This window comes from Herbaspirillum sp. DW155, from assembly GCF_037076565.1.
Taxonomy (GTDB): domain Bacteria; phylum Pseudomonadota; class Gammaproteobacteria; order Burkholderiales; family Burkholderiaceae_D; genus Herbaspirillum.
Window position 1 is genome coordinate 4,062,068 of the sequence record NZ_AP029028.1, and the last position, 17,466, is coordinate 4,079,533.

A 17,466-nucleotide genomic window follows, 5' to 3' on the forward strand; every position below is an offset into this window, starting at 1 on the left:
CAGGCGCGCATGAGGTTATTGGTGTTGATGTGGAGGATAGGGCCGTCGTTGGCCGCTTGCGCTGCTGCGCGAGACGCTCCGTTGCGCCGAAAGCCCGCTAGTCGGGGCTTTTGCATTTGGGAAATTCTAATGAAATTCGCGGTCCCGACAAATTGAATTTTTGGTTCGGTGAGTTTTCGTTGTTGAATGTCGACTTTCTCATCTCACCGCGTAACTCGTGGTTAACACGAGTCAAGGCTAGACCAAGGCTGATCTGGCAGAGTTCCTCAAGCCAAGAAATAGAGACCATCCACGCGCTAAGTCTCACCAGACCTCACGCATACTCACCACACATCACCAGCTATCCGGGAAAGGGAAAAGCCATCCTGAGAATGCGCGCCGTTACCTGGCGCGGCCGCTTTCCTCCGGGCCCACCGCATCGATGCGCAGGTCAGTTTCGAAACTTTGCAGCACGGCGCGCAGTTCGCCGCGCTTTTGCATCGCCTCCAGCTGCGCGTTGATCCGCGGCAGCAGTTTCACGCAGGGATTGGCGCGGCTCATGGCGATGTAGTTGTCGGTCTCGGTGACGAAGGGACGCAGCGGGACGAAGCGATCGGCCTGCCCTGACTGGTTCAGGTAGATCACGCCGTTGTAGTAACCGGTAATGAGGTAATCGATACGGCCCGAATCAAGCTTGCTGAAATTCATGTAAAACTTTTGCGCCGTCTCGATGGTGAGATGGTCGCGCATGAATTCATCGAAGCCGCCACCGAACTGGTTGCCCACCGTAATGGCGCCGCGCTTGCCGATCAGGTCCTTCCACCCGGCATAAGCAAAGCGCTGGTCGCGTGCCACGAAGACCGCAATCGGATTGGGAAACAAGGGCACCGAGGCAAAGGCCAGATATTGCTGGCGCTCCGGCGTGTTCTTGAGCGAGGCCACCATGGCCACTTCGCCGCTCTCGGCTTCCTTGAGCACGCGGCTGAACGGGCCGACATAGCGCACCTCATAGGCAATGTTGAGGGCGCTCAACGCGCGCGTGGCGATCTCGATACTGGCGCCCGTGAGACGCTTGCCGTCATACCAGTGCAGGGGCGCGTAATCCGAATCGGCCGAGATGACGACCTTGCGGCAATCGGCCGCCCCAACGCCGAGCGGCGCGATCATCAACGCCAGCGCGGCAAGCCTGGCAGCGCAAGATGTGATGTGCATGGTTCCCCCTTTTTGCTGGCTTCGTCAGCCATCCTGTGCAGGCAGCTGCGAGCAGATCATGTCGTCTTGAGGATAACCCGACGGGTGCCTACACCAAAATGCATTTCGCACCCTCCGGGACAGATACGCATTTTTTGCGACAGGTATGGCGCGCAAATCTGTTCCAGGTCAACACGCACTGACGTATTCGCCGCGTTCCATCGGTGCGGCCATCGACGCAGATGAAGCCGCACGATCACATCCTCACACAAACTCGTTCTTGCCACTGCCTGCGGGAGTGACGTGCGCCCCGTGTTCACGCAACGATACGTCTTGTAACGAAATGGGGCCGCCGTGTCAGCTTTCACACTGACGCCGGTTTCGCCTTGCACAGGTTTTTTCACTCGCAGCCGAGATGTTCCGGATGCCTTCACCGGCGCCCCTCGCGCATGGATGAGCTTTACGCAACTCGGTTCTGCATCACTGCCATAAACCACGGGAGGACGGGCGTGCGCCCTTGGCGCCGCTGTCAGACACGCGCGAAAAATCCGACAAGAACATGCAGGCCTTTCCGACTGTCGCAGCGCTTTGCGCTTTTTAAGATGAAGCCAAGTTTTCAGGCATTGCAGGCATCCGCCATCTGTTTGCCTGCCTTGCGGAAAACGAAGGCCAACCCCGCCGAGTGCGCAGATGCTTTTACCACTGACGCCACTGAAGTTCGGACGTTCCGACTGCATTCACGTCGCATCGAATGCACAACCCAGGATAAAGGAGAACAGCCATGACCAAGACCTTCCTCACCGCCACCGTGCTCGCCGCTACCACCTTCGCCGGCGGCGCCTATGCCCAGTCGTATGACCAGAGCAGCGGCGCCATGCAGGGCACACCGCAGCAGCAATATGATGCTGCGCCGTCGTCCTCTTCCTCGTCTTCGCAGTACTACAACTATCAGGGCGACCAGACTAGCTCGCCGGCTGCCGTGCAGGAAAGCGGCCAGAACGGGCAGTACACCGACCCCAAGAGCTATGAGGTTCCCAACGGCCGTCCCAACAACTATGCGCGTGAACAGAAGGACGGCCCGCTGGGCACTTCTCCGGGTGCATAAGGCTCGGCATAACTTTTCTCTCGCGTCGACCTCAGCGCTCCGGCCCCGGCCGGGGCGTTTTGTTTGCCTGCGTACCCGCTGGCCCGGCTTGCCGTAGAATCGCGCTTTTGCCGGTGCCTCTCCTTTGCGCCGGATGCACCTGATCCTGCGATGAATCCTCAACTTCTCGGCCGGGGCATCGGCCTGTCCGTGCTGGCCTCTTCCCTGTTTGCTTTCCTTTCCGGGTACACCCGTCTGCTGGCGCCACTGGATGGTACGGACATCTTTTCCTGGCGCATCGTCATCACGCTGCTCTGCGTGCTGGGCCTGCTGGCCTGGCGCGGCGAGCTGCCGCGCCTGCGTGCGGCCATGGCCGAACTGCTGGGCAGTCCGGCAAGCGTGCTGCTGCTCTTGCTGATGTCGGCCTTGCTGGGCTTGCAGCAGTGGATCTTCCTGTGGGGATCGGTCAATGGCCGGGCGCTGGAGATTTCGCTGGGCTATTTCATGCTGCCCTTGTCGATGGTGTTGGTAGGGCGTTTCTACTATGGCGAGAAGATGGACCTGCTGCAACGCCTGGCGGTGCTGTGCGCCTGCATCGGCGTGGCGCACGAGCTGTGGATGACGCGCGCCTTTTCCTGGCCGACGCTGACGGTGGCGCTGGGCTATCCCCCCTACTTCATCCTGCGCCGGCGTATCCGCCTCGATTCCATGCTCATCTTCGCGGTGGAAATGATGGTGCTGGCCCTGCCTTCGCTGGTGGACCTGATATTGAGTCCCGCCTCGGTATCCATCTTGCACACGCCGGCCATGTGGTTGCTGCTGCCGGGCCTGGGGGTGCTCAGCATGATCGCCCTGACCAGCTACCTGCGCGCCGGCAAGCTGCTGCCCATGAGCCTGTTCGGTATCCTGGGCTATGTGGAACCGGTGCTGCTGGTGCTGGTGGCCATGGTGGTGCTGGGCGAGAGCCTGCACGTGGCGCAACTGGGCACCTACGTGCCGATCTGGCTGTCGGTACTGCTGACCGCAATGCACAGCATCAGGCTGATGCGCCAGCCGGCGCCTGAGCCCATGAATTGAGGGCTTTTTTGCGGACTGATCGGAGCCAGCAGAACCGGAGCTTCTCCTTATACTGATGCCATCGGTCAACCCTGGGGAGGGATCAGGCCGGCGGGAGGGGGAGATCACCTATGCGGCCAATGCTGGCAAAGGCAGGACGGGTTGCGCGCCATTCGGTAGCGCGGCGGGCGCGTCTGTTCGTCGTGCTGATCTGCGCGGCCATCGCTGCAGGCCACCTGTGGCAGAGTCTGGCCGCACGGGCGGGGCAGGTGGAAAATTCCCGCACCTATTCCAGCAACATCGCACGCGCCCTGGCGCGCCATGCCTATGACGTGTTCCAGGCGACCCATGGCACGCTGATCAATATCAGCGACCGCATCGACGAAAGCGGGGCGAGCGGGGCACAGATCCATGCGATGAGCCCGATCCTGCGCAGGCTGGCCAGCGAGATGCCGCAACTGGACGGGCTCTACATCTACGATGCCCAGGGCAACCGCGTGGCCAGTTCGTCGCCGCCACGGCAGAACGACGCCAACAATGCCGACCGCAACTATTTCATCTACCACCGCGACCACGACGATCCCGAGCCGCGCATTCATCCGAGCCTGATCAGCCGCAGCACCGGCCAGTGGGTCATCCCCATGTCGCGCCGCCTGACTCATCCGGATGGCCGCTTTGCCGGCGTGCTGCTGGCGACCTTGCGGCTGGATCACTTCAATGCGCTGTACCAGACGGTGGACATCGGTCGCGACAGTTCCATCGTCCTCATTCTGCGCCCCGGCATCGTGCTCACCCGCCAGCCCTTCGAGCCGGCCTACATCAGCCGCGATCTCAACCAGGACCCCGGCATGCAGGCGGTGCTGGCCAGCCAGCAGAGCGGCCATGCGGAAATCGTTTCACCGCTGGACCACATCGACCGCTATATCGCCTATCAGCCAGTGACCGGCTTCCCGTTGCTGGTGACCGTAGCCGTCTCCAAAGATGAAGCCCTGGCCCCCTGGCGCCAGCAGACCATCGTCTATGGCTCTGGCGTACTGCTGTTGTTGATCATCATCGGCCTGTTCGGCTGGCGCCTGATCGGCCAGATCGAACTGCGCCTGGTCGCCGAGGATCGCGCGTTGCAGGTCATGGGCGAACTGCACCAGGTCAACCAGCGCCTGGAATTGCTGGCGCACCAGGATGGCCTGACGGGCCTGGCCAACCGGCGTCATCTCGATACCGTCATGCAGGCCGAGTTCCGTCGTGCCTTGCGCAGTGGCTCGGCGCTGTCGCTGATCATGATCGACGTGGATTTCTTCAAGCAGTACAACGATCTCTATGGTCATCAGGCTGGCGACGAATGCCTGCGCCGCATCGCCGCCGTGTTGAAGGAACGCCAGCGCCGTCCCGGCGACCTGGCGGCGCGCTATGGCGGCGAGGAAATGGTGATGCTGCTGCCCGAGACCGATGCCACCGGAGCCATGCAGGTGGCCGAAAAGATCAGGGCCGGCATCCAGGCACTGGACCTGCCCCATCGCGGCAATCCGCGCGGGGTGGTGACGGCCAGCGCCGGCGTGTGTGCGATGGAATTGCTCCCCCCGGGCGAGCGCTCGCTGGAAGACCTGTTGGGCCGCGCCGATGCCGCGCTCTACGAAGCCAAGCATGGCGGCCGCAACCAGGTGCGGCTGGCGCAAGCCGCCATGCCGGCCGCGCCGCACTGAGCGAACGCCATCCTCTGCGCAAAAAAGATGCCGCCCGGCGCAAACCGGGCGGCATCTTTTTTTGCAAAGAACGGATGACAGCCTTCGTCCTGGACGAAGGCTGCGTATCGGCTTACTCCTGATGGTAGGACGTCACGCGCTCCACTTCATTCTTCGATCCCAGGAACACGGCCACGCGCTGGTGCAGCTTTTCCGGCTGGATGTCGAGGATGCGCTGCTGGCCATCGGTGGCCGCGCCCCCTGCCTGCTCGACGATGAAGGCCATCGGATTGGCTTCGTACATCAGGCGCAGCTTGCCCGGCTTGCCCGGCTCACGCGCATCGGCCGGGTACATGAAGATGCCGCCACGGTTGAGGATGCGATGCACATCGGCCACCATGGAAGCGATCCAGCGCATGTTGAAATCCTTGCCGCGCGGGCCGGTGACGCCGGCCAGCATTTCATCGACGTAGCGCTTGACCGGCGGGAACCAGTGACGCTGGTTGGAGGCGTTGATGGCGAATTCCTTGGTGTCTTCGGGAATCTTGATGTCCTTCTGGGTCAGCACCCAGGCACCCATTTCGCGGTCCAGGGTGAAGCAGTGCACGCCGTCGCCGGTGGTCAGCACCAGCACGGTCTGCGGACCATAGACGGCATAGCCGGCGGCGACCTGCTTGGTACCCGGCTGCATGAAGTCCTGCTCGCTGGGTTCGGTCATGCCTTCGGGGGCCTTCAGCACCGAGAAGATGGTACCGATGGAGACGTTCACGTCGATGTTGGAAGAGCCATCCAGCGGATCGAACATCAGCAGGTATTCGCCCTTGGGATAGCGGTTGGGAATGCGGTGGATGGTCTCCATTTCCTCCGAGGCCATGGCCGCCAGGTGGCCGCCCCATTCATTGGCTTCCAGCAGGATTTCGTTGGAGATCACGTCCAGCTTCTTCTGCACTTCGCCCTGCACGTTCTCGCTGCCGGCGCTGCCCAGCACTTCGCCCAGCGCGCCCTTGCCGACCGCATGCGAGATCGACTTGCATGCACGGCCGACGACTTCGATCAGCAGGCGCAGTTCGGACGGGATCTTGTTGTGCAGACGCTGCTGCTCGATCAGGTGTTGCGTGAGGCTGATGCGTTTCATGGTGGTCTTCCTTGCAGTGGTTTTTATGATGAATGAATCGAATGGATAAGCGGCGCTTTAATATGTTTTTTCAATGATCAGTTGGCCAGTGCCTTGGTGACCACTTCGGCCACGTCGCGCGAGAGATTGGGCGTGGCCGCGACCTGTTGCAGCGCCAGGCGCATCTTTTCCTGCAGCGCCGGGGTGTACTTGCGCCAGCGATCGAGGCTACGCGCCAGGCGGGCCGCCACTTGCGGATTGCTGGCATTCAGGGCGATCACCTGTTCAGCCCAGAAGGCATAACCATTGCCATCGAGCGCATGGAAGGCCGAGGGGTTGCCGTTGCAGAAGCTGAAGATCAGGCTGCGTGCACGATTGGGGTTCTTGAGCGTGAAGGCCGGATGCTCGGTCAGGGTGCGCACGGTGTTCACATCGGCATTGCGGGCCGTGGCCTGCAGGGTGAACCACTTGTCGATGACCAGGGCTTCGTCTTCGAACTCGGCATAGAAGCGCTGCAGGGCTTCGCTCTTGCCGGGCGCGGCACTGTTCAATACGGCCGACAGCGCGGCCAGGCGGTCGGTCATGTTGTTGGCATCCTGGTCCTGCTGCCGGGCCAGGGCCATGGCTTCTTCGTCATCCAGTTCGGCCAGGTAGGACAGGGCCACGTTCTTCAGGGCCCGGTGGCCGGCGGAGGCGGCGTCGGGGCTGTAGGCGCCCGGAGTCTGGTGGGCGTGGTACGCCGCCAGCAGGTCATCACGCAGTTCGCGCGCCAGCGAGCGGCGCAGGAACTGGCGCGCCACATGGATGGCGTGCGGATCGATGACTTCCATCTGTTCGGCGATCATGGTTTCCGAGGGCAGGGTCAGCACCAGCTCGCGGAAGGCCGGGTCCAGCGACTCGTCCTTGAGCGTGGCGCGCAGGGCCTCGGCCAGGGCACCGTCGTGCTCGATGTTGTTGAGCACGGTATCGACCGCCACCACATGACCGGACTGGCGCGCCGCCTGCACCGCCACGGTGAGCGTGAGCAGACGGCGCGTGGACAGGCGCTGGCCGGCTTCCCAGCGGTTGAAGGCATCGCTGTCATGGGCCATCAGGAAGGCCAGTTCGGCATCGCTGTAGTCGAACTGCAGGACCACCGGCGCGGAGAAACCACGCAGCAGCGACGGCACCGGTTTTTCATCGACGTTGATGAAGGTGAAGCTTTGCCTGGCCTTGGTCAGTTCCAGCACGCGGGTGGTGGCACCGGCCTTCTTCTCGCCTTGCAGCGTAAGCGCCAGGTCGTGGCCCTGCGCATCCAGCAGGCCCACGGCCACGGGGATGTGGAAGGGTTGTTTCTTCTTCTGGCCGGGCGTGACGGGGCAGCTTTGTTCCAGCGTCAGGGTCAGGGTCTTGCGCTTGGCATCGTAATCGGCGCTGGCCTGCACCAGGGGCGTGCCGGCCTGGCTGTACCAGCGTTCGAATTGCGACAGGTCGCGGCCATTGGCGTCGGCCATGGCGGCGCGGAAATCGTCGCAGGTCACGGCCTGTCCATCGTGGCGCTTGAAGTAGAGATCCATGCCCTTGCGGAAGCCCTCACGGCCCAGCAGGGTCTGATACATGCGCACCACTTCCGCGCCTTTTTCATAGACGGTGACGGTGTAGAAATTGTTGATCTCGACATAGGAATCGGGCCGCACCGGATGGGCCATCGGGCCGGCATCTTCCGGGAACTGCGCCTGGCGCAGCACGCGCACGTCGTCGATGCGCTTGACGGCACGGCCGCTGTCGCTGCCGATCATGTCGGCCGAGAATTCCTGGTCGCGGAAGACGGTCAGGCCTTCCTTGAGAGACAGCTGGAACCAGTCGCGGCAGGTCACGCGGTTGCCGGTCCAGTTGTGGAAATATTCGTGGCCGACCACCGCTTCGATGTTGGCGAAATCCACATCGGTGGCAATGCGCGGATTGGCCAGCACGTACTTGGTGTTGAAGATGTTCAAACCCTTGTTTTCCATGGCGCCCATGTTGAAGTCGCCCACGGCGACGATCATGAAGCGGTCCAGGTCGAGGTCCAGGCCGAAGCGTTCGACGTCCCAGGTGATGCTGTTCTTCAGCGACTCCATGGCGTGCTGGGTCTTGTCGAGGTTGCCCTCTTCCACCCACACCTGCAGCAGCGCATCGCGGCCCGAGTGCAGGCGCACGGTTTCTTCCTGGCAGACCAGGTTGCCGGCCACCAGGGCGAACAGGTAGGAGGGCTTCTTGAACGGATCTTCCCACTTGGCGTAGTGACGTCCATCGGGCAGATCGCCCTCTTCGATCAGGTTGCCGTTGGACAGCAGCACCGGGTAACGCGACTTGTCGGCGCGCAGCATGACGGTGAATTTCGCCATCACGTCCGGACGGTCCGGGAAGTAGGTGATCTTGCGGAAGCCCTCGGCTTCGCACTGGGTGAAGAAGTTGCCGTTGGACACGTACAGGCCCATGAGCGAGGTATTGCGCTCCGGATGCACCAGGGTCTCGATCTCCAGCGTCACCTTGGCCGGAGCGGCGGGGATGGTCAGCACGCCGCCGGCGATACGGAAGTCACCCTTGGCCTGCGTGAGCGTCTTGCCGTTCAGGCGCAGGGCCACCAGCTCCAGCTCTTCGCCGAAGAGCACCAGGTCGCGGCCCCTGGCGGCCGGGTTGCGGGTCAGGGTGATGCGGGTGGCGATGCGGGTGTTGGCGGGGTCGAGATCGAAACCCATCTCGACGATATCGGCCAGGTAGTTGGGAGCGGCGTAGTCTTTACGGTAGATCGTCTGGGGCGTATCGGTGCGCATGGAGGCCTGTCCGGGAAGGGAAATTGGAGGTAAAAAAGTGAAACCAAACGTGAAGGCTAAAGCTGAAGACTAATTCGGTCAAAAGCCTGTTCAAGTGCAGCAAAAACCCGATTTTACCAATCATCCCGCATAGCGCGAACGGAATCGGCCGGAAATGCGCTCGTGCCGCCCCTCACGGAGCGCTCGTGCACGGCATGAGTCATCGCGGGACCGGGCGCACCATCTCGCACTACAATGGCGGACCCGGCACCTGCCCCGGCATGGGGCAGTCTGCCGATGCGCCCTGATCCCCCCGTCAGCCCAGCCTTACGCCCGGCGCCTGGCTTTTTTCAATGGAGTCTGTTCATGAAACGCTGGCTTTATCTCTTGCTCGCAGCGGCCAGCCTGCTGCTGTCCGGTTGCGCCTCGGTGATCGAGAGCAACGTCACGTCCTTCCACGCCTGGTCGCCCGACTACAACCAGAAGGCCTATGCCTTCGCCCCGGCCAAGGAGCAGGAAAACGACCTGCAATACCAGAACTACGCCGGGCTGATCCGTCAGGAGCTGCAGTTCCTGGGCTTTACCGAAGCGCCCGACCTGAAGGCGGCGCAATTGCAGGTCAGCTTCAGCTACGGCATGAATACCGGGCAGGTCGTGGTCACCCAGCCGGCCTACGATCCCTTCTTCTACGGGCCCGGCTGGGGCCGTTTCGGGCCGCGCCCGTTCGGCTTCTACGGGCCCTATGGACCGTTCTATGATCCGTTCTGGTATGGCGGTCCGATGCAGACGACCAGCTATCCGGTCTTCCTGCGGCGGCTGCAGATCGGCATCAGCCAGGCCGACGGCAAGAAACTGTTCGACGTGGTGGTGGACAGCGAGGGCCAGAGCGCCGGTCTGACGGCGGCCATGCCGGCCATGGTGCGCGCGGCCTTCGACGACTTCCCCGGCCCCAGCGGGGTGACCCGGCATATCCGCATCAAGGTAGACAAGAACGGCCAGCCGGTGGAGTAAGGCGCCAGCCACTAGTTGATGAAGCGGCCACCGGCGCCGATGGCGGTGAGGTCGACGAAATCCGAACCGCTGTGGTCGGTGCGGCTGAAGTGCAGGCTGAAGCCGCCGCCATCGTAGTTGGCGGGGGTGATGCTTTCGAGTGCCCGGATCAGGCCCGCGCGGGTGAGCTGCGGACCGGCACGGCGCAGGCCCTCGACCAGCACGCGGGCGGCGATATAGCCTTCCAGGCCGATGAAGTTGCAGCCGGCGCCCGGGTTGCCTTCCATGGCTTTCTGGTACTCGTAGACGATGGGCAGCCTGGCCTTGTTGGGGAACGGGACGACCTGGGTGATCTCGGTGCCGACGCCGGCCTGCTGCAGGCGCGCTACCAGCGACTGGCTGCCGACGAAGGAATAGTTGGAAAAACCGCCCAGGTAGCCCGCCGCACGCATGCGCATGATGAGCGCCGCCGCCGGCTGGTAGGAAACTGCCTGAATCACCACATCCGGCCGCATCTGCATGAACTGTTCGGCAGCGGCGGCGACGGCATCGCTGTTGCGCTCGATGGGCAGGCTGCCCACCACGGTCAGCCCATAGACGGCCGCGCGGCGACGCAGATTGTCCAGCAGGCCCTTGCCCAGTTCATCGTTCTGGTAGAACACCGCCACCCGCAGCCGCCCGGTGCCCTGCAACTGGCGCAGCAGGAAGTCGGTCTCCTGCTCGTAGCCGGCGCGCACGTGGAAGATCAGGCGATTGAAGGGTTCGCGCAGCACCGCCGCCCCCGTATGCGGGGCGATCAGCGGGATGCCGGCCTCGCGGATGGCCGGCAACGCCGCCAGGACGGTGGGCGTGCCGGAAAAGCCGAACAGCGCAAATACCTTGTCGCGCCAGATCAGTTGCTGGGTATTGGCCAGGGTGCGTTCGGGTTCGTAACGGTCATCCAGGCTCAGCAGCCGGACACGACGGCCATGCACGCCGCCCTTGGCATTGACCTGGGCGAAATAGCTGCGCGCGCCTTCCTGAAAATCCCGCCCGATCTCGGCGGCCGGCCACGTAAAAGGCGCGGACTGGCCCAGTACGATCTCCTGGGGCGTCACGCCATTCTCGGCGGCCGCCGCCGGCTTCAGCGCCCCTGCCACCCACCATGCCAGGCAGCCACACCACAAGGCGGCCACACGCCAGCTCCGTCCCATCTCCCTCTCCCGCCAACAATGTTTTCCCTGGATGCGTTGGGGTGAAGGAAAACACCCAAACGCCAAAGGCTGCATTTGACGATCAAGACGGGGAAAAATGCGTTATCCACGCATAGTCGTGGGCAAATACCGATATCTTGCGAGATTCGTACCGAAAAATTTCGATATCGCTACGAAAAGTAGGCTTCGCTGGCGAAGGTGATGACCACGATCATCAGCACCGCGCAGATCAGCACCGCCAACAGTCGCCCGAACTTGGGCGAGCCGTCGGCGCCGGCCGCCTGCTCGGGCGGATGGCCCATGGGATTGTCGAGGCCGCTTTCGCGCGGGGGCTGGTCCATGATGGTTCCTCTTCGGGCAGGCGATCAGGGGATCATTGCATCAGGCGGCCATCAGGGGATCAGGATGGTCGAACCGGTGGTCTTGCGGCCTTCCAGGTCGGCATGGGCCTGGGCGACGTCCTTCAAGGCATAGCGCTGGTTGATCTCGATAGTGATCTTGCCGCTCTGCACCATGTCGAACAGGTCGCCCGCAGTGGCATCGAGTTCGGCGCGGGTGGCAATGTAGTTGCCCAGGGACGGACGGGTCAGGAACAGTGAGCCGCGCGAAGCCAGCTCGGACACGCCGAACGGCGCCACCGGACCGGAGGCATTGCCGAAGCTGACCATCATGCCGCGCGGCCGCAGGCAGTCCAGCGAGCCGATGAAGGTGTCCTTGCCGATGGAGTCATAGACAACCGGGACGCCTTTGCCCCCGGTGATTTCCTTGACGCGCTCGACGAAGTTCTCGGTCTTGTAGTTGATCACGTGGGCCGCACCGTGCTGCCGGGCCAGGGCGGCCTTCTCGTCGCTGCTGACGGTGCCGATCAGGTTCACGCCCAGCGCACGCGCCCACTGGCAGGCAATGAGCCCGATGCCGCCTGCCGCCGCGTGGAACAGGATGGTCTCGCCGGGCTGCACGGCATAGGTCTGGCGCAGCAGGTATTGCACGGTCATGCCCTGCAGCATCATGGCTGCAGCGGTGTCGAAACTGATGGCATCGGGCAGCTTGACCAGGATATCGGCCGGCATCACGCGCGCCTCGGCATAGGCGCCATTGGGACGGCCGGCGTAGGCCACGCGGTCGCCGACCTGGACGTGGGTGACACCGGGGCCGACCGCTTCGATGGTACCCGCGCCTTCCTGGCCCAGGCCAGCGGGCAGCGGTTGCGGATACAGACCCGCACGGAAATAGCAATCGATGAAGTTCAGACCGACTGCAGCATGGCGGATGCGCACTTCGCCGGGACCGGGCTCGCCCACTTCCACGTCCACGTATTCCATCACCTCGGGGCCGCCGGTCTTGCTCATGCGGATTGCTTTTGCCATCTGGGTCTCCTTGTATTGGGTGGATATCAAGCCTGAATATTCATATGTCGAGGGCCAGTATAGAACGCCTCAGCGCTTCTTGCGTGACAGCAGCCACATGCCCGCCAGCACCAGCGCGGTCCCGGCCAATTGGATACCGGTAATGGGCTCATCCAGCAGCACGGCGCCCATGAAGAGCGTCGAGACCGGCCCCACCAGGCCCGCCTGGGCAGCGGTGGGCGCGCCGATGCGGGCCACCGCCACCATGGTCAGGAACACCGGCAGCACGGTGCAAAAGACCGCATTGAAGAGCGAGAGCTGGTACACCGGTGCCACCTGCGTGATCAGCTCGGAGGGCGCGCGCAGCACGAAGAACTGGATCACGCAGGCCACGCTGGAGACGCACATGGCATACGCCACCAGCCGCACCGCACCAACCCGGCGCACCAGTTCGCCGGAAGAAATCAGGTAGATCGAATAGCTCAAGGCCGAGCCCAGCACCAGGGCGCTGCCGAGGATGACGTTGCTGCCGCCGGTATGCAGATCATGCTGCAGCACCAGCACCGTGCCGAAGTAGGACACCAGCAGCGCCGCCCATTCGATCAGCCCGACCTTGCGCTTGAAGAAGAAAAAGGCGATCAGCATGACGAAGGAAGGCGTCAGGAACAGGATCAACCGTTCCAGCCCGGCCGAGATGTATTGCAGGCCGAGGAAATCGAGAAAGCTCGACAGGTAATAGCCCATCAGCCCCAGCACCACGATGCGCAGCACGTCGGCACGCGCCAGCGGCGGCTGGGTGCGGGCCTTCCAGAGCGCCACGGCGGCGAACATGGGGAAGGAAAACAGCATGCGCAGCGTGATCACCATGACCGCATCGACCTGGTAGCGGTACATCAGCTTGGCCACGATGGCCTTGGCGGAAAAGAAGACGGCGCCGACGATGGCCAGCAGCAGTCCGCCCAGGAAGGCCTGGCGCGGGGTGGCGTGAAGGGGGGAGTGAGCGGCAGTCATGGCCGCGATTGTAAACCCTGGACTGCCCGCGCGCCGCCCGGATGCGGGGGCGCGCGGGCGATGGCTTCAGCGCTTCTTCATCAGCGAGCCGAGCACGCCACGGATCAGTTCACGTCCGACCTGTGAACCGATGCTGCGCGCGGCCGACTTGACCATGGCCTGCAGCGGCGAATCGCTGCGGCGGTTGCCGCCACCGCTGCCAAAAATGCCGCCTGCGGCATCCTTGAGCAGATCACCCAGCCCGCCGCCCTCGCCTTGTTGTGGCGCAGAGGGTTGCGGCTGAGGCGGCGGCATGCGCGTGCCGCCGCTCGGGCGCGACGTGCTGGCCGGGGCGGGGACATTGCGGCCGGCCGAGGCGCCCCAGGCATTGTCATCCACGGGCGCGGGCGCCGTTTGCGGCGCCGGGGCCTGCGGCTGCTGCACGGCACGGCCTTTCAGGCGTTCATAGGCCGATTCCCGGTCGATGGCCTGTTCATACACCCCGGCCACCAGCGAGGAAGCAATCAAAGCACGCCGCTCCTGCTCACTGAGCGGACCGATCTGCGACGCCGGGGTCAGCACGTAGCCGCGTTCGACCATGTTGGGGCGGCCCTTCTCATCGAGGAAGGACACCAGCGCCTCGCCCACACCCAGCTCGGTAATGGCCTGGGCGGTATTGACCAGGGGATTGGGACGGAAGGTTTCAGCGGCCGCCTGCACCGCCTTCTGGTCGCGCGGGGTGTAGGCGCGCAGGGCGTGCTGCACGCGGTTGCCCAGCTGGCCCAGCACGGTGTCGGGGATGTCCAGCGGATTCTGGGTGACGAAGTAGATGCCCACACCCTTGGAGCGGATCAGGCGCACCACCTGCTCGATCTTCTGCAGGAGCGGCTTGGGGGCCTCATCGAAGAGCAGGTGCGCCTCATCGAAGAAGAAGGCCATCTTGGGCTTGTCCAGGTCGCCTACCTCGGGCAGGTGCTCGAAGAGTTCCGAGAGCATCCACAGCAGGAAGGTGGAATACAGGCGCGGCGCGTTCATGAGCCTGTCGGCGGCGAGGATGTTGATGATGCCGCGCCCCTGGGCATCGGTCTGCATCCAGTCCTCGATGTTGAGCATGGGTTCGCCGAAGAAGCGGTCGCCGCCCTGTTCATCGATGGCAATCAGCCCGCGCTGGATGGCGCCCACGCTGGCGGCCGAGATGTTGCCGTATTCGGTCTTGAACTGGGCCGCGTTCTCGCCCACGTGCTGCAGCATGGCGCGCAGGTCTTTGGTGTCGAGCAGCAGCAGGCCATGATCGTCGGCAATCTTGAAGACCAGCTGCAGCACGCCCTGCTGGGTATCGTTCAGATTGAGCATGCGGGCCAGCATCAGCGGCCCCATGTCCGAAACGGTGGCGCGCACCGGATGGCCCTGCTCGCCGTAGACATCCCAGAAGGCCACGGGTGCAGCCGCCCAGGCCGGCTCTGGCAGGCCCAGCTGGGCCAGGCGTGCGGCGGTCTTGGGTGAGGCGCTGCCGGCCTTGCCCAGGCCGGAGAGATCACCCTTGACGTCGGCCATGAAGACCGGCACGCCGATGTCGGAAAGCGCCTGGGCCAGCACCTGCAGCGTGACCGTCTTGCCGGTGCCGGTGGCGCCGGTGATGCAGCCGTGGCGGTTGGCCAGTTGCGGCAGCAGGCACAGTGGCCCGCCTGAATGGGTGGCGATGGGGAGCGGATTAATCATGTCAACTCAGCCTTGAAGGCGAAAATCACGGGGTGGCGGTATGGTAAAATGCCCGCCCGATTATAGTCAGAACATGGCGGCAGGAAATGCATTATCGGTCCTGCCTGAGCCTGGTCCCCTTCTGCAGCGATGCCTTGCCCGCGCCCGCCGGTCTTGCCGGAGCGCAACATTGACTTGCGCAGACCGGGCGGTTCTGGCCTCACCATCTCGCAGGAAAGATTCAACATGGCTGGACACAGCAAATGGGCCAATATTCAGCACCGTAAAGGCCGTCAGGATGAAAAGCGTGGTCGCGTCTGGACCCGACTGATCAAGGAAATCACCGTCGCTGCCCGCATGGGCGGGGGCGATCCGGACACCAACCCGCGCCTGCGCCTGGCGGTGGACCGCGCCTCCGACGCCAACATGCCCAAGGACAACGTGACCCGCGCCATCCAGCGCGGGACCGGCGCCCTGGATGGCGTGAACTATGAAGAAGTGCGCTACGAAGGCTATGGCATCAACGGCGCGGCCATCATCGTCGATTGCATGACCGACAACCGCGTGCGGACCGTGGCCGAAGTGCGCCACGCCTTCTCCAAGTTCGGCGGCAACATGGGTACCGAAGGTTCGGTAGCCTTCATGTTCAAGCACTGTGGCCAGCTGATGTACGCGCCCGGCACCGATGAAAATGCCGTCATGGAAGCCGCCCTGGAAGCCGGTGCCGAAGACGTCATCACCGACGACGAAGGTGGCATCGAAGTGCTGACCGGCCCGAACGACTTCGCCGCCGTGAAATCGGCCATGGAAGCCGCCGGCTTCAAGGCCGAGGTCGCCGAGATCACCATGAAGCCCTCCACCGAGACCGTGTTCGCGGGCGAGGATGGCGTGAAGATGCAGAAGCTGCTGGATGCGCTGGAGAACCTGGACGATACCCAGCAGCTCTATACCAATGCCGTGATCGAAGAATGATTCACACGCATTGAAACGACTCGGACAACACGACACTTTCCGCCCCATTCGCCACTTTTATCTTCCTATCCCATGAAAATCCTAGTTGTTGGCTCCGGTGGCCGTGAACATGCGCTGGCCTGGGCCATTGCCAAGTCGCCGCGCATCCAGACGGTCTATGTTGCCCCCGGCAATGGCGGCACCGCGCTCGACGAGCGCCTGCAGAACATCGCCATCACCGATCCCGTGGCCCTGGCCGATTTCGTCGAGCAGGAGCACGTGGCGCTGACCGTGGTCGGCCCGGAAGGCCCGCTGGCCGCCGGCATCGTCAACGTCTTCCGCGCCCGTGGCCTGAAGATCTTCGGCCCCACCAAGGAAGCGGCGCAACTGGAAAGCTCCAAGGACTTCGCCAAGGCCTTCATGCAGCGTCACGCGATCCCCACCGCCGAGTACCAGACCTTCTCGGACGTGGCCGCCGCGCATGACTACATCGCCCAGAAGGGCGCGCCCATCGTCATCAAGGCCGATGGCCTGGCCGCCGGCAAGGGCGTGGTGGTCGCCATGACGCTGGAAGAAGCGCATACGGCCGTGGACATGATGCTCTCTGACAACAAGCTGGGCGACGCCGGTGCGCGCGTGGTGATCGAGGAATTCCTGGCGGGTGAAGAAGCTTCCTTCATCGTCATGGTCGACGGCAAGAACATCCTGCCGCTGGCCACCAGCCAGGACCACAAGCGCCTGCAGGATCACGACCGGGGCCCCAACACCGGCGGCATGGGCGCCTATTCCCCCGCCCCCATCGTCACCCCGGCGCTGCATGCACGCGTGATGCGCGAGATCATCATCCCGACCGTGCAGGGCATGGCCAAGGATGGCATCCCCTTCTCCGGCTTCCTGTATGCGGGCCTGATGATCGACGCCGAGGGCAATCCCAAGACGCTGGAATTCAACTGCCGCATGGGCGATCCCGAAACCCAGCCGATCATGGCGCGCCTGAAAACCGATCTGCTGACGGTGTTCGAACACGCCGTGACCGGCACCCTGGACAAGATCGAACTGGAATGGGACCGCCGCACCGCGCTGGGCGTGGTGATGGCTGCCCATGGCTATCCGGACGAACCGCGCAAGGGTGACCTGATCACCGACATCCCGGCCGAGACCGCCGATTGCGTGACCTTCCACGCCGGCACCGTCCTCAACGGCGACAAGCTCACCACCAACGGTGGCCGCGTGCTGTGCGTGGTGGGCCTGGGCGACAGCGTGAAGGTGGCGCAGAAGCACGCCTATGACGCTGCCGACCTGATCCACTTCGCCGGCTCGCAGATGCGCCGTGATATCGGCTGGCGCGCACTCAAGCGCTAAGCCGGGCCGATGCTTCAGCTGCACCTTGTCCCCCGCAACGCCGCGCGTGTTGCGGGGGA

Annotated in this window: 14 protein-coding genes; 6 read left to right on the top strand and 8 right to left on the bottom strand. The window is 63.6% G+C overall.

The features are described 5' to 3' along the window. Window positions 1–381: 381 nt before the first annotated feature. Complete coding sequence (locus AACH55_RS18420) at window positions 382–1,191, bottom strand: transporter substrate-binding domain-containing protein (protein WP_338716098.1); 810 nt, start codon at window positions 1,189–1,191, stop codon at window positions 382–384. A 760-nt stretch (window positions 1,192–1,951) separates the two neighbouring features. Here AACH55_RS18420 and AACH55_RS18425 point away from each other — a divergent pair. The 3 genes from AACH55_RS18425 (at window position 1,952) to AACH55_RS18435 (ending at window position 5,010) form a co-directional block, all read left to right on the top strand. Beyond that, window positions 1,952–2,275 carry a hypothetical protein gene (locus tag AACH55_RS18425; RefSeq protein WP_338716099.1) on the top strand — a complete coding sequence of 108 codons (324 nt, stop codon included), beginning with the start codon at window positions 1,952–1,954 and terminating at the stop codon, window positions 2,273–2,275. 150 nt (window positions 2,276–2,425) lie between these two features. Then, window positions 2,426–3,331, top strand: coding sequence for an EamA family transporter RarD (gene rarD, locus AACH55_RS18430; RefSeq protein WP_338716100.1), 906 nt, complete (start codon window positions 2,426–2,428; stop codon window positions 3,329–3,331). A gap of 119 nt (window positions 3,332–3,450) precedes the next feature. Next, window positions 3,451–5,010, top strand: coding sequence for a sensor domain-containing diguanylate cyclase (locus tag AACH55_RS18435; RefSeq protein ID WP_338716101.1), 1,560 nt, complete (start codon window positions 3,451–3,453; stop codon window positions 5,008–5,010). 112 nt (window positions 5,011–5,122) lie between these two features. Here AACH55_RS18435 and AACH55_RS18440 read toward each other — a convergent pair whose 3' ends face one another. Then, a complete protein-coding gene (locus tag AACH55_RS18440) occupies window positions 5,123–6,124 on the bottom strand; it encodes a class 1 fructose-bisphosphatase (RefSeq protein ID WP_338716102.1) in 1,002 nt (333 codons plus the stop codon). A 77-nt stretch (window positions 6,125–6,201) separates the two neighbouring features. Then, window positions 6,202–8,898, bottom strand: coding sequence for an aminopeptidase N (pepN, locus tag AACH55_RS18445; protein ID WP_338716103.1), 2,697 nt, complete (start codon window positions 8,896–8,898; stop codon window positions 6,202–6,204). 345 nt (window positions 8,899–9,243) lie between these two features. On the opposite strand from pepN, the gene AACH55_RS18450 reads away from it, so the two are divergent. Then, a complete protein-coding gene (locus AACH55_RS18450) occupies window positions 9,244–9,888 on the top strand; it encodes a DUF4136 domain-containing protein (protein WP_338716104.1) in 645 nt (214 codons plus the stop codon). An 11-nt stretch (window positions 9,889–9,899) separates the two neighbouring features. Here AACH55_RS18450 and AACH55_RS18455 read toward each other — a convergent pair whose 3' ends face one another. The 5 genes from AACH55_RS18455 to AACH55_RS18475 all read right to left on the bottom strand — a co-directional run bounded on the left by AACH55_RS18455 (window position 9,900) and on the right by AACH55_RS18475 (window position 15,115). Further along, complete coding sequence (locus AACH55_RS18455) at window positions 9,900–11,060, bottom strand: ABC transporter substrate-binding protein (protein WP_338716105.1); 1,161 nt, start codon at window positions 11,058–11,060, stop codon at window positions 9,900–9,902. A gap of 170 nt (window positions 11,061–11,230) precedes the next feature. Next, window positions 11,231–11,401, bottom strand: coding sequence for a hypothetical protein (locus AACH55_RS18460; protein WP_338716106.1), 171 nt, complete (start codon window positions 11,399–11,401; stop codon window positions 11,231–11,233). A 51-nt stretch (window positions 11,402–11,452) separates the two neighbouring features. Next, window positions 11,453–12,427 carry a quinone oxidoreductase gene (locus AACH55_RS18465; RefSeq protein ID WP_338716107.1) on the bottom strand — a complete coding sequence of 325 codons (975 nt, stop codon included), beginning with the start codon at window positions 12,425–12,427 and terminating at the stop codon, window positions 11,453–11,455. 69 nt (window positions 12,428–12,496) lie between these two features. Then, window positions 12,497–13,417 (bottom strand): DMT family transporter, encoded by a 921-nt coding sequence (locus AACH55_RS18470; protein ID WP_338716108.1) that lies wholly within the window; start codon window positions 13,415–13,417, stop codon window positions 12,497–12,499. 66 nt (window positions 13,418–13,483) lie between these two features. Further along, window positions 13,484–15,115: a helicase HerA-like C-terminal domain-containing protein gene (locus tag AACH55_RS18475; protein ID WP_338716109.1), complete on the bottom strand. Its 1,632-nt coding sequence runs from the start codon at window positions 15,113–15,115 to the stop codon at window positions 13,484–13,486. A gap of 225 nt (window positions 15,116–15,340) precedes the next feature. Between AACH55_RS18475 and AACH55_RS18480 the strand changes: the two genes are divergently transcribed. After that, window positions 15,341–16,066 (top strand): YebC/PmpR family DNA-binding transcriptional regulator, encoded by a 726-nt coding sequence (locus AACH55_RS18480; protein ID WP_338716110.1) that lies wholly within the window; start codon window positions 15,341–15,343, stop codon window positions 16,064–16,066. Between the two features lie 72 nt (window positions 16,067–16,138). Continuing rightward, complete coding sequence (gene purD, locus AACH55_RS18485; protein WP_338716111.1) at window positions 16,139–17,407, top strand: phosphoribosylamine--glycine ligase; 1,269 nt, start codon at window positions 16,139–16,141, stop codon at window positions 17,405–17,407. Window positions 17,408–17,466 lie beyond the last annotated feature (59 nt).